11 protein-coding genes are annotated in these 13,334 nt (G+C 45.9%); 3 read left to right on the top strand and 8 right to left on the bottom strand.

Annotation, left to right across the window (positions count from 1 at the left end; translation table 11 throughout):
* The first annotated feature begins 19 nt into the window (after positions 1-19).
* Complete coding sequence (locus LEP1GSC047_RS13275; protein WP_039935051.1) at positions 20-3,691, top strand: tetratricopeptide repeat protein; 3,672 nt, start codon at positions 20-22, stop codon at positions 3,689-3,691.
* Positions 3,692-3,722: 31 nt separating this feature from the next.
* Here the strand turns inward: LEP1GSC047_RS13275 and LEP1GSC047_RS13270 are convergent, their stop codons facing one another.
* From LEP1GSC047_RS13270 to thiS, 3 genes are all read right to left on the bottom strand, one after another.
* The gene (locus LEP1GSC047_RS13270) at positions 3,723-4,550 is read right to left on the bottom strand and encodes a WecB/TagA/CpsF family glycosyltransferase (RefSeq protein WP_010418959.1); all 828 of its coding nucleotides are present in this window, start codon (positions 4,548-4,550) and stop codon (positions 3,723-3,725) included.
* Between the two features lie 61 nt (positions 4,551-4,611).
* On the bottom strand, positions 4,612-5,301 hold the full coding sequence (locus tag LEP1GSC047_RS13265) for a thiamine phosphate synthase (protein ID WP_010418956.1): 690 nt from the start codon (positions 5,299-5,301) through the stop codon (positions 4,612-4,614).
* A complete protein-coding gene (gene thiS, locus LEP1GSC047_RS13260) occupies positions 5,298-5,498 on the bottom strand; it encodes a sulfur carrier protein ThiS (protein ID WP_039935044.1) in 201 nt (66 codons plus the stop codon). The genes LEP1GSC047_RS13265 and thiS overlap by 4 nt, the downstream gene beginning before the upstream one ends.
* A gap of 104 nt (positions 5,499-5,602) precedes the next feature.
* On the opposite strand from thiS, the gene LEP1GSC047_RS13255 reads away from it, so the two are divergent.
* Positions 5,603-5,941: a hypothetical protein gene (locus tag LEP1GSC047_RS13255; RefSeq protein WP_010418952.1), complete on the top strand. Its 339-nt coding sequence runs from the start codon at positions 5,603-5,605 to the stop codon at positions 5,939-5,941.
* An 8-nt stretch (positions 5,942-5,949) separates the two neighbouring features.
* On the opposite strand, the gene LEP1GSC047_RS13250 is transcribed toward LEP1GSC047_RS13255, so the two are convergent.
* From LEP1GSC047_RS13250 to guaB, 3 genes are read right to left on the bottom strand one after another with little or no spacing between them, the layout of a single operon-like run.
* The gene (locus tag LEP1GSC047_RS13250) at positions 5,950-6,642 is read right to left on the bottom strand and encodes a 16S rRNA (uracil(1498)-N(3))-methyltransferase (protein ID WP_010418950.1); all 693 of its coding nucleotides are present in this window, start codon (positions 6,640-6,642) and stop codon (positions 5,950-5,952) included.
* Position 6,643: 1 nt separating this feature from the next.
* Positions 6,644-7,435 carry an outer membrane lipoprotein-sorting protein gene (locus LEP1GSC047_RS13245; protein WP_010418948.1) on the bottom strand — a complete coding sequence of 264 codons (792 nt, stop codon included), beginning with the start codon at positions 7,433-7,435 and terminating at the stop codon, positions 6,644-6,646.
* Positions 7,436-7,476: 41 nt separating this feature from the next.
* Positions 7,477-9,003 (bottom strand): IMP dehydrogenase, encoded by a 1,527-nt coding sequence (guaB, locus tag LEP1GSC047_RS13240; RefSeq protein ID WP_020988818.1) that lies wholly within the window; start codon positions 9,001-9,003, stop codon positions 7,477-7,479.
* 81 nt (positions 9,004-9,084) lie between these two features.
* Between guaB and LEP1GSC047_RS13235 the strand changes: the two genes are divergently transcribed.
* The gene (locus LEP1GSC047_RS13235; protein ID WP_010418946.1) at positions 9,085-10,251 is read left to right on the top strand and encodes a DUF1577 domain-containing protein; all 1,167 of its coding nucleotides are present in this window, start codon (positions 9,085-9,087) and stop codon (positions 10,249-10,251) included.
* Here LEP1GSC047_RS13235 and LEP1GSC047_RS13230 read toward each other — a convergent pair.
* On the bottom strand, positions 10,248-11,531 hold the full coding sequence (locus LEP1GSC047_RS13230; protein WP_010418945.1) for an EAL domain-containing protein: 1,284 nt from the start codon (positions 11,529-11,531) through the stop codon (positions 10,248-10,250). The two genes, LEP1GSC047_RS13235 and LEP1GSC047_RS13230, sit on opposite strands and share 4 nt — an antisense overlap.
* 107 nt (positions 11,532-11,638) lie before the next feature.
* Positions 11,639-13,288 carry a hypothetical protein gene (locus LEP1GSC047_RS13225; RefSeq protein ID WP_010418944.1) on the bottom strand — a complete coding sequence of 550 codons (1,650 nt, stop codon included), beginning with the start codon at positions 13,286-13,288 and terminating at the stop codon, positions 11,639-11,641.
* Positions 13,289-13,334: the final 46 nt, after the last annotated feature.

Here is a 13,334-nt window from a genome sequence, read left to right as displayed (position 1 = left end):
TAGTATCCCTAAGGACTTTATGGCCGAGCCCTCATCTCCAGAATACTCCCCCCAGGACTTGGAGCAAATACGCTCCATACTGGACCCACTGAGTCGAAACCCCGAAACATCGGAAGATCTCAACCCGATGCTTTCCGCATTTCGGGACAAGATGGGCTTTACCATGCCCATTTCCATCGGCGAGGAAGAACCGGAAGAAGAAAACCGAGAAGAGTCCGAGAGTGAATTCGGAGAAGCGGAAGAAGACGGCGAACCGACTCCGTCTACCGGAAGACCCAAGCCCATTTCTTTTTCCGACGAAGACGATATCGACTTAGATGAATTATTAAATCAACCGCCGTCCGGAGCGGGAAAAACTTCCGAAGAGGAGGATCCGTTTGCTCGGATGGGAGAAGGGGAACCGACCGCAGCGGACGATTTCTCCACTCCTCCCGAAGATCCCTTTGCCGAAGAATTTCCGAGTGAAGAGCCCTCACCGACTGGGATGGAAGATTTCGGATCGGGAGAAGAGGATCCCTTTGCCGGGATGGATTCAAGCCAAGAGCTGGAATCCCCCTTCGATTCTCCCCCTAACGAAGAATTTAGCCCTGCAGAATCGGATCCGTTTGCAGACATGGGTGGAGCTAATCCTGAAGAACCGGTCACCGACCCGTTCGGAAGTTCGGGAGCAGAAGATCCGTTTGCCGATATGGGTGTAGGAACTTCGACTACGGAAGATCCATTCGCCGACTTTGACGCAAGTTCAATGGAAAATGCACCGGGTGATGAATTCGGTTTGGGCGAAGGGGATCCCTTCGGGGCCTCCCCTTCCCATGAAAGTGATTTCGGAGATCTAGGATTCGATTCGGGAACGGGGGAAGGCGAGCCGTTTACTGCGGAACCTGGCCCTTCCGATTCCGATCCATTCTCGGACTTTGCACCCGTTTCAGGAGCGGGCGGACAAGATCCCTTCTCCGATCTTTCCGGGGCGACTTCCCTACCCGAAGCCGATCCGTTCGCGGATTTTTCCTCGGAACCGGTATCGGAAATGGATCTGGGTTCGACTCCGCCAGGCCAGGATTTTACTAGTTTCTCCCCTGATTTGGATGCGGAATCCGACTCGGACGGAGATCTAGGCGCGCCTTCGTTCGAAGATGATCTCCGTTCCTTGGGCGGTGAAGATAAGGAAGACCTGGATCGCTCCCTAAGCGACGAAGAACTGGCGATCATTCAAAAGGAAATTCTAAGATATCCGCCGGTATTACGTAGGTCCGTAATAGAGGCTATCGTACAAGATAAACTCTCGAAGAAAGCGCAACGGGATCTTTTAGAACTCATCAAGGTCGAAAGTACGCCCGAAGACGTCGCCGCCTTCTTATCCGCAGCGTTAGGGACGACCATCAATTTAACGGATCGTTCCGGCGCTTATTCGGCGGACGGAATTCCTATCATCGCCTCCGATCCGATTTACACGAAAGAGGGATTACTAGAAAAAAGAAAACGAGTTCGCAGAACTATCTATACGATCGCAGCAGGGCTCCTCTTGGCCTTCGGATCCTATTTCACCTATTTCGGAATTATTCGCCCAAGGCAGGCAGCTCAACATTACGAAAATGGATTGGAACAAATTCGTGAGATGGGCGCTAAAAAAATATTAGGCCAGCTCGGCGAGGACGAAAGAAAGAAGTATTTAATCTCCATTGAAAGTAATTTTGACAAAGGCGCGGAAATTCTCCCCAACGATTTAAAATACTTGAATTTATACGGAGTCGAGTACAGTCGCGCCGGAGAATACGAACTTTCTTTCGGAAAATTATTCGGGAGAATCGAGCCCGATCTCGGATTCAGCGGAACCGTGGATTCATGGAATCGGAGAGAAAACGCCCCACTCGTTAAATTAGCTCCCGGCGAATCCTGGAACGATAAGAAATTAAAGAGTCATCTAGGCATCAATCAAGGAGTCGAAGGAATTCGATTTCTATTGGATCAGGAAAAAACTCCCAGAAAAGTAGTGGCTGCCGGCGCGTTCTTGGTGATGCGACTCAAAGAGAGAATTCATGAAAACGATACGTATAGGAATTTAGGTTGGTTCCATTCCCAAGTCACACCCGACTTTGCCGAGCCGGACGGGAAGCGCGGAAAATTCAAAAACGACGCTCTCTCGATCGATTATTATCGTAGAGTCTTTACCGACGGCGAGAGTCCTTACGACGAGAAAGCGACTGCAGGTATCGCTAAAATCTATTATAATCGAAGGGAATTCGGAAAGGCGGCATCCTTTTATAATAGAATCGTAGAAGCCAATCCCAAAAGCATTCCCGGTCAGGCAGGTTTAGTTTCCACTTATATAGAAATGTGGAAAGAAAGCGGGGACCCTCAATTCGTGCTAAACCACCATAGACTTTTGCGGAACAATTTGGATATGGAGTCCGAACTTCCCTTTTATATCCTCACGAAACTAGCCTCCTTTTACACCGCGTTGGATTCCGAGGAGTTGCGAATCAAATATAATATCAATCCGGTCGATCAGGTTTCGGGAATCGAAATCGAAGAAAGCGCTCTCAGAATGTTGGATACGATCTATCGTAAATCCCAGGAAGACGAACGAACTAAAGTGGAGATCGACGGTAAAAATTATGCGGAAGGCTATTACCAACGCGGCATTTATTATTTAGCATTAAAAGAAAACGTTCAGGCCCGCCGGTTTTTTGAAAAAGCGGCGAGCTTGGACGAAAAGCATTGGCTTGCCGTTCTGGAACTGGCGGAGCATTCCATTCGCGTCGGCAACTTCGAGGAGGCCGGAGACCTTTTACGGGAAGCGGAAAACAGATACAATAGAAACGTCCGCTGGTTTGGTACGAAGGACGAGGACGAAACCCTTTTGGAAGGAAATCCCACTCGGATTTATTTCGACCAAGGAAAAATTCGATATCTACTTTCCGCCGGATTAACCGGTAAGGAATCGATCAAGGAATTCCCGGGACGAAAAATTTATCCGTTCCGTGCCCGATTTGAAGAAGACGGAAAAAGTCTTTCGGTTCTAAAAGAGGAAGAGGAAAGAAAGAATCGCCGCAACGAATTAAAAGCCTCTCTGGCGGAATTCGCAAAAGTCAATTCCGACGAACCTAAATACGATCTTATCCGTAAATGGAGAAGAGAACTTCCTAGTTCCATACGGCGTGAAATGAAATTCTTTCAAGGCTGGGTGGAATATATGGATGCGGACTTCGATAAGGCCTTGGCGGATTGGACCGGATTCGAAGATAAGGATGAATATTATAATCCGACTCTGCTGATGGGCAAAGGGAACGCTCTCTTTTATACCAAGCAAACCAAGACCGCTTTAGGTTATTATTTAAGGGTCAAAGACGATATGGAAGAAAAAATTCCCGCTATGGGCATCCCGAAAGCGGACGATCCATATCACCAGGAAGTTTACCAGACGCTTACCGCCGCTTACAATAATATAGGGGCTTGCTACGAGATTTTAGCTAAGAAAGCGACGGGTCAACAATCCGAATCGTATACTGCGGAAGCCCTGCAAAATTACTGGAAAGCGATCGAAACCGCGAGAAAAATCGGAGAATCCAGCGAGATATCCCTCTCGAATAAGGATCTCTTGTTTAAGCGGGAAGCATTGAAGCAGGATCCTATCCTGGAAGATTGGGTCTCGCCGACCCTGGAATCGATTCGTGATTTAGTTCGGAAATAGAACCCGAAGTCCGTTCGGATTTTGCGAGCGGCTATTTCTTCTTGCGAAACAACGATTTGATCCAGACGAAAGCGAAAAAGCCGATCATTCGGCCGAGTCGGATCAATCTCCAAGGACGGACAAGTATTCTCCAAAACCAAGTCAGCCCGTGCAATTTAAAATAGTTCGGAGCCTTCCGCACTTTTCCGGATAAAATATCCATGGCTCCCGCAACGCCGATCACGACCGCATGTCCGAAGAAGGCCGTATTATTTTCGATCCAGACTTCCTGCTCGGGAAAATCCATTGCAAGAAATATAATATTGGGACTGGTTTTACGAATCGATTCCTTTACGAGTAATTCCCTTTGGGTATTCATGTGTCCCGCGTGACGACCTACGATACGCACGCCGGGGAAATGTCTGGAAAGATTAAAATATACTTTTTCTATTATATCTTCTTTTCCTCCTAGAAGGAAGATGGAATAATTTCTCAATTCGCAAAGTCGAACTAGATCCATCATTAACGCGATTGTGGGAATTCTTTCCTTCAACTCGCCGCCGAGTCGCTTAGCCGCCCATTGCAATCCAGCGCCTTCCGCAAGAATTAGGCTGGCTTTTTGCGCGATTCGATGCAGCTTCTTTCCTTTTCGGATGGCCATGGTCTTAACCGGATCCAAGAGAAGAACGTGATGATAGTGATCTTTCTCTTCCATCAGATGATAGATCTTAGCCACCGACTCGTCTAGGCTGGCGTTCTCGAAAGGAACTCCTAAGATCTCCGTCTTTTCCAGATTGTCTATGTCCATCGATTGATAATCGAGGAGGTAATCTCGGTCGTCTTTCGCCGAGAGATGACGGATTTCCCCTGGTTGCTTCATACGGAGCATCCTATTGGACATAATCTCTGAGTCAATTGAAAGTTCTTCCCGCTTTTGAGAACTATACGGTTCCGGATTCTTGGAGCAAGCGTAAGGATTTTAGAACATCTTCAGTTTCTGCAGCGCCTGAGATCATTGCGACAAGGAAGTTTCCCTTCGACAAGATCCTAGGCAAGGTTTCGGAGCCGATCCCCCCGATAGGAGTCACTGGAACGGAACTCAGTCTCAATGCCTCGGAAAGCTCGGCAATTCCTAGAACCGGATGAATTTTTTCCTTGGAAGAGGTATCGAAAATCGGACCGAAACCGGTGTAATCCCAGGCACCCGTCTCAATATTGCTCAGGTCCGCTAAGCAATGAGAAGAAGTTCCTAAAAAAAGTTCGCTAGCTCGAATTCGGTTTCTAGCCTCTTGATCCAAATTCTCGTAATCTTCCTTGCCGATATGCAGCCCGAAGGAACCTAGATCCAGAGCCAATTTCCAATGGTCGTTCAAAATCACGGGAAAATCGGGAAATGTTTCCCTCAGACTTCGGTATAAAATCGTAATTTGTTCGACCGTTTCTTTCTTGGCCCTTAATTGAAAAAAAGGAATATAGTCCCGGTACTTCGCCCATAGGGAAACTAACTCGAAGGGATTTTTTTGGAATTTGGAGCAATATTCCAAATCCAGAATAGGATACAATCCGGGCGCCTTCCACAGTTCGACACGGGGACGAATCGTGCTAGAAAGATTTTTCCGATTTGGATTCATCCGCCGCCTACGAATTTTAAAATTTCAATTCGATCTCCGTCTTGAAGAATGACTCCCGACCAAGCCGCCTTTTTTAAGATTTCTCCGTTTCTTTGAACCGCGACCATTTCAGGTTTTAATTTTAAAGATTCGAGCAAAGAAATCAAACCAGGGGAAGAGAGCTCACTTAGAGACATCTGTTTACCGTTGACCAACATTGATGCACCTCGGTCTAGTTCTGCTTCTATTCCAGGTTTCCAGTTTGTCGAGTCCAATGTTTTTTAGTTTACCATTACCTAACGACCGAAAACCTTTTACTTATATGACCCTGTCCCTACGACTTCTTTTGATCATTACTGCAATTTTTCTGACGGCTTGCGAGCATAAAGAGCGGGATATAAAGGGTGCGGCTATCAATACTTATTTAGCCGGTTGCGTCGGCGGAGGATTAGGGTCTTGCTCGGCCAATTGCCAGAACCAGTATGGCGCGACAGTTACCGGAAACAATTTATTGCAACTGAATACCTGCCTTTCCAATTGCAATACTGCCTGCAGTATCGTAACTCTTTGCTTACAACTCCAACAGGCTTGTACACGCGATTGCGGTCATAATTATACCAATTGTCTTTTATTCTTAGGGACAAGCGGAGTCGGTAAATAGCCGGCTCGCTATAACGAAGCACGGAATAGAGACGCCGCATATAAACAGGCGGTCTCTATTCTTAAAATCGAATTTCCGGCCTTGTAACCGGGAACTCCGTATTTCCGAAACAATTCTTTTTCTTCCTCACGAAAACCTCCTTCGGGACCGATCAGAACCGTTCGGCTCCGAATGGAATTCGTATCAAGTTTTCCTAATCCTTCCGGATCGAGAAGGAGCACTTCTTCGCTCGGATTTTTCAGGGATTCTAAATAACGAAGGAGGGACATCGGGCCAAGGATTTCCGGAAGAAATTCCCGTTTGGCCTGAGCGCAAGCCTCGCCCGCGACTCGGAGTAACCTTTCCGCATTCAAATCCTTTCGATCCGAGTGTGCAAAGGTTAAAAAGATAAACTCCGTTATTCCTAGTTCCGTCCCCTTTTGGATCAACCACTCTAGCCTATTTCCTTTCGGAATGGCGGTTGCAATTACGGCCGGAGGAGAGGTATTTTCCTTAAATTCGGTTTCGAGAATCGTTCCTGTCTTGGCGGAAGGCGGAACTTCGAAGAGATAACTGGCTCCTTTTCCGTCCTTAACGATTACGATTTTCTTATCGTTAAAAATACGAAGAGCCTTGAGATGCGAGATTTCCTCGGGATCCAGTCGCAAATTTGAATCGGGACGAAAGTTCGGGCGAAAAAAAACGGATTCCGAATCGGACATTTTAGAGTCGATTTAAGTTTTCCAATTCAAAAAGAGACGGATCCGGCTTAACGTCCCGATCCACCTCCGTGTATTCAAGTACGGTGATCGAACCGGAATTCAAATCGAGCATTTCGAGTCGGCTCGCAATCTCGTCCCGGGTGACTTTTTGTTTAGACTTAACCTTAACCGGACCGTACTTGATGTTTAAAGTCTTGTATAAAACTCCGTCCTTATCGTGAAAATCCAATCGAGTCGGCCTTAAAGTATCCGGCTCCAGAAGTAGAACTAATTTGGAATAAAAGTACGGAACGATCGGACGCATCGAAACTCGTTTCATTTTTTTGCCTCCGACTTCGAGATCGCTTTGCACGATGGGATTATAATTCGCCTGGTACGATGTTCCGGATAAATCCACGAAACTGAAACCGGTGTTCAGGTGATTTTCGTATTTTTCTTCGTCCGTTTTTCGGAATATTTTCCGTGAAAGAGCGTTAAACGCATAAATTAATTCCCCGTCTTCCTTAAACAAAATCTTATATTCCAACCCGCGTCCTTTACTTTCAAAAAGGGAGAGGGAATCTTCCCCCTTTCTAAAAACGCTCATATCCCAATTCCATGTATCTCCGGAGCGTTTGATCAAAATGAGATTGGCCTTAACTAATCCGTCCGCCTTTAGCAGGGCCTGGTCTAAACGAGCCACGAGCTCCTGAGCCACCCGCGTTTTTTCCGCAGTGCTTTGGGCGTGACTCAGCGATCCCGACAGTACAACCAAGGCCGAAAGAAAAACGGATTTAGGAAGGAATCTCAGCAATTCTTCTATCCTCTAATTTGTTCTACCAAGGGATCCTGAAATTATTCGGCCCTCAGACTCGGTGCACTGTACGAATACAGGCTGTGGACGGAGCCTTGGGCCTGAGCGGATTCGCTTCTTCTTTCGAATCTCAGCTTTCCTTCGCGTAGAGCCTTGTGCAGCTCTTGAATACTTTTATAACCCATGTCTTGGAAAGAAAGGCGAATTCCTTGGCTCAAATAAGGAATGAAGTTTAGAATCGATCCCCGGTCTACGACGGACCCGCTGACTCCTTGAGCTACCTTGACTTTTTGCCCCTCGTTAAAATACCGCTTATCCCCGCCGGCTTTCATCGCTTCAATACTGGCCATTCCCCTATACTTCTTGAGACGGATTCCGTTCTCATAGAAATACTCGCCGGGAGCCTCGTTTGTTCCGGCGAACATGAACCCCATCATACAAGCGGAAGCTCCGATGGCGAGGGCATTTGCAATATCGCCTATATTCGTGATTCCGCCGTCGGCGATAACCGGAACATCGTGCTTCGCGGCATGATTTGCAGTTTGATAAACTGCAGTCGCTTGTGCCCGCCCGACTGCCATAGTATCCTGAGTGATGCAAATCGATCCGGGACCCATTCCGATACGGAGACCGTCCGCACCTGCCTGAATCAAATTTTCGGCCTGAGCTCTAGTGACTACGTTCCCCGCCACGACTTCCAAATTCTGAAAATTCTTTTTGATGAATTGCAGCATTTCGATTTGGTAGATCGAATTCCCCTGAGCAGAGTCTATAAATATCACGTCGACGCCTGCTTCGTACAATGCCGCGACTCTCTCCCTGGATTCGTGTAAGGTAGAAACGGCAGCACCGCAACGTAGCCGCTTGCTTTCATCCTTGGAAGAATCCGGAAAATCCTTATTTTTTTTCAGGTCCGAACGACTCACCAAGGACACTAATCTTCCGTCCTTGTCCGTGATCGGCAATTTTCCGATCTTTTCTCTTTTAATGATATCGTTTGCTTCCTTCAACGTAATCCCCGACTTCCCGGTAATGACGTCCGTGGTCATCACTTTATCCAGGGAGATGGTTCTATCTCTTTCAAAGTCGATATCTCTGTTGGTGACGATTCCGATTAATTTAGAAGTTCTTGTCCCGTCTTCCGTGATCGGAATTCCCGTAAATCCTTGGCGCTCCTTAATCCGATCCAAATCTTCTATGATATTTTTCGGGCCGAGCACAACCGGGTCGGTGATGAATCCGTTTTCAAAACGCTTGACTTTCGTTACTTCGGCCACTTGCTGGTCGATCGTATTATTATAATGAATGATTCCGATTCCCCCCATCAACGCTTGGGCGATTGCCATTGCCGATTCGGTTACCGTATCCATCGGAGAACTTACAAAAGGTCTTTTTAATCGAATTTTTCTGGTGAGCCGAGTTTCAAGCTCAACTTCGGATGGATGAAAATCGATAAAACCCGGTAGAACTAAAAAGTCCCGATAGGTCAGCCCGATTTGCATGCTGAAAAGTTCTTCGCCGGAGAGGCCGTCTAAAAATTGGGAGTTGCGGTAAGATTGGTTTGACATTAGTGTACCTTACCTATTACATCAAAACGAAGCGAAAGGCTGGAATCAAGAGAATTTCCGCCCCCCACACTTAGGAATTTAATGGAAAAGGTAGATCGGAAACAGAGAGATCGGGAACTCATATCTGAACCTGAAAAAAGACTCCATATCATCGGAAAATTCCTTCTGAAAACCGAACTCTTGGTTCGAGATACAGACAATCACGATTCAGTCGAACTTGTCTCGGTCAGCAAGGACGCAAAAAAAATTCTAGTGCAAGGAAAGGCTCCGGAACAATTCAAACTCAATTCTCGCGTCGTTTTGTACAAACTTTTGGCTCGCTACCTGGAATTGGAATGCGAAGTGCTGGAAGAACGCCCTAATAATCAGTACGTTCTGGAAGTCGAATCCGTTTCCATCGCAAGCCGTGAGCGCAAATTTCCTAGGATCAAACCTCCCGACGGTACCGTCTGGATTACGAATCTTCGCACCAGTAAAACCACAATTGATGCAAATTTGTTCAATGTTCCGACCTCGGTAAAAGTGAACTTTGCCGATTACGAGAGAACCCTAAAGCCAAAGTATGATATTCTTAAAATCGACGTATTTCGTTCCATAGGTGATAAATTCGACTTAGTCAAGAAAAGCGGTAAAATTCTGTTTATCCCGAACACGCAAAAACCGGAAAGTTACGGAACTTCCGATAAGAACGGTTACATCGATTATGAACATGAATTGGGTGACGACGAGGATGTTCGAAGAAAAATCATCGAATATGCGAATCAAAAGATCAAATCGGAACTAATTGTTCCGATCGTTTATATCAATCATGACGAACAGGCGATTCCGATCGGATACGTACTCGCTCAGAATCGTACGCGTGAAATCGATATGACCGACGTAATGGAGATCAAGACCCTTACGTTCGAAATGGTGGATAGGATACGGGAATCCAACACGATTTTGGTCAAAGAAAGATTTCCGGTCTTGGATTTATCGACAGGCGGCTTGCGGGTAAAAATCAATCACCCCGACTTGAACGACGATTTACCTAGACGAATCGGATTTACGTTCGATATCTTTTTTAAAATGCAAGCTCCTTTGACGGCGTATGGGGTCGTTCGGTCCGTAGCGAGAGACGCCGATAATAATTTGTATGTCGGATTATCGCTGGAAGGAAACTCCGCTCGACCGGGAGAGAGAAAAAGATATATAGATAACGTCAACCGGCTCTTAGCCGATGCGGGTGTAAAAGTTTCCCCGTCTTAGGGAAAATCCCACATTCTGACGTCTACAAAGAGAACGTTGCCTTCCGATAATCTTCTGGAATAAGTGACCAATAGGATCCGACTATCCAGATCGAAATACGGGTTACTAGCGATCCAACCTTCCGACGGATTCTTAGCGTTTTTATAGAATTGTTCCAGAAAATACGGTCTCCAGCTCCAGTTTCTTCCCAAATAACTCTCGTCTTCCTGCATGATTTCCTGTGATAATTCCGTATAATTCGGAGAGAGTTGTCTTCCCTCTTGATCGGTTACGTACATTCTAAAAACCGAATCTTTTAGAAGATATGCGTTGCGAATCCGAATCTTAAGAAACTCCTGTTCGGAAGAAACTTGGATCCCGGCCGATTCGAGCCTATCTTCCAATTCCCGTTCTTTTTTAATCCGCCTGAGTAGCTGGTATTTCTTATAAGAAAAGAATAATTCATGCAGCTGGGAAAATCGAATGCTCAGGCCGGAAATATCGATAAGATTCGGGCTCGGTTCGGCAAAGTAAAACCCTTGGAGAAAGCGGGCGCCGTATGTCAGAGCGTTGTATAACTCCGTTTCGGTTTCGATTCCCTCGAATAATAAGGAGCAGCCCAAACTTTCCGCCAGTCTGGACAGGGTAAAAAGGATTTCCTGAAAATTTCTGGAATCCACCGAGCTTCGTATCAATCCCAAATCGACTTTTATAATATCCGGATGGAGGGCGCCGATTCGATCCAGATTGGAAGATCTTGCGCCCAAATCGTCGATCGCGACAAGAAAACCTTCTCTTTTATAAAGATTTATCAATGGTTTTAACTGAGCGATTTCTCCCGAAAAATGCTCCTCGACGATCTCGATGACGATTTTCCGGGGATCGACCCCGATGGATTTCGCGGATTTTAAAGTATACGGATCATCGTTCGAGCCGGATATGAGGTAGTCCTGCATAAACGTGGGGGAAATATTCAGGAATAGTTTCGTATTCGGAGGTAAATTTGCGCTCTCCGACAGGATTTGAAGCGCCTTGGTTCGAATCGAACGATCCACGTCCCGCTTTAAGTCGTGAAATCGAATTCTTTCCTCCGGGGAAAACGTATGGGAAGGTTCCGATAGAAAGAAGGGACCTAGGCTATGGATAGTATTGTTTTGATCCCTAAATCGACCGAGCGCTTCGAAACCGAAGATCGAATCGTTTTCCACCGAAAGAATGGGTTGGAAAAACGGGACAAGTTCGCCGCTAGAAAACCATTCTTTCCACCGATCGACTGTCCATAGGCTCTGGCTTTCACCCATTCTCCACTCAGGATGGAATCAGGCTGGAATGGATCAAGGAAATTCCTAGTTTATCAAAGTAGTTGATAAAAAACGAATTCAGTTTTTCGAAAATTGAAAATCGTTTTCTAAAATCCCTTGCCCAACCCGCAACTTACTCCCGGTGGGATCGGTTGCCATTCCGAATCGTCTTTATATTGATCGATTAGTCGCTTATTTACGCCGATATTTTCCCGGAAAATTTCAAAAAGACGATCTCGCGTAAAAAGATCCTCCGCTTCGGTTAACAATCTAACCCTTTCGTAGTACTCTATTAGATTTTTATCCTTAATCTTGTTCTCTCCGCTCGCTACGGACTCGATATAACCTTGCGGTATATTCCTTCCGAAGTGACCGATCCTCCAAGGCTTTGCCGCCTGCAACTTACTCAGGAAGGGGTCGGTCAACGCATAAACGTCGATGATCTTTCGTTCGGGCCCCGAGAAATAACCGAAGTATCCGACATTCAACGTAGCACAAACCGGAAATACGGACGGCGAAGCCTTTAGATCGGCTCGGTATTTTCTTCCATGCTGAGCCCAGGCATGGTCCGGAAAGTCCTTACCATACAGGGAGCGAAGAAAATTAGAGGTAGGAAAATACGCGCTCTTTTCGTCTGCGATATGTCCATCCATACGAAGCCTTTGGTATTCGGGCGTCGTATACAAATAAGAGCGTTTGTTCAGCAGAGTAAAAAGAATAAAGCACAGCAATCCGAATGTAAGCACCGATCGATGCCGAATTCTTGTTAAAAGAAATACGGCGGCAACGAAAGGCAAAGAAACGAATCTTCCCGCCATAAAATCTCCGCCGATTTTTATTATATAAAGTAAATATAATAAAATTCCCGAAAGCGGTAGGAAAAATTCCGGTCGAATTTTTTTTCTAAACGAACGAAGAAAATAAACGGTCGGGAAAATTAAGGTAAGAATTGAAACCGGATCCCAAACGAGGGCATTTCGCAGATACGACAATCCCGCCAGCCAAAGTTCGCTCGAGGGAATTCCCGTATTCAACTTCGCATACGCCGTGTTTGGAAACGGATATCCGTAATAAAGAATGGAAAAGAGAGTCCAAATCACTGCGGGAAGCAAACCCAGGAATCCCGAACAGATGGTGCGTAAGACTCTTTTTGATTTCAACGAAGACAGAAAGAAATACCCGAGATATGGGAGACCGAAAAGAACCGTGTCCTGGCGATTCAAGTACAAGAAGGCTAGAATCAGACCGAAACGAAAAATGGAAGTATCGGATCTTTCCTTAAGAAGCCGTTCCCCTTCTAAAAAGAGTAAAATCAAAAGAAAAAAGGAAAGAGGGTTCTCCAGACCGGAAGTGGAATAATCGACGAAGGCCCGAGATGAAACCAGTAATAAAGCCAGCCAGACAATATCGGTTTTTTGAATGGATTTTTCTTTAAATGCTAAAAGATAAAAAGTGCCGGCTATGCAGATCCAGGATAATAATAGAACGGCGTAGAATAACGGAATTCGAAACATTCCGAAGAAGGAGATCCCGAACATCCAAAGCGGATGAGTGTACGCCTGCACTCTTTCGTACGTATTCCAACGAAGGCCGAATCCGTTTAGAAAATTCTCAACCGTACGGAACGTGATGTACGAATCTTCTCCCACCCAAGAATTGACGAGCAGGATATATATAAAAAGTACGATGGAGACCGGGCCAAGCCATTTAGAAGAAGCGATCCGATCATAAATACGATTCAAGAAGGAAGAAGTCATTCGAGTCCTTATTTAAAACTAGGAAGTATTTTTTAAAAATTCGTTT

Origin of the sequence: Leptospira inadai serovar Lyme str. 10 (assembly GCF_000243675.2) — a bacterium.
In the GTDB taxonomy this organism is placed as follows: Bacteria; Spirochaetota; Leptospiria; order Leptospirales; family Leptospiraceae; genus Leptospira_B; species Leptospira_B inadai.
The sequence above is the reverse complement of the archived record's forward strand: the minus strand, read 5'-3'. Positions and strand labels throughout refer to the sequence as shown.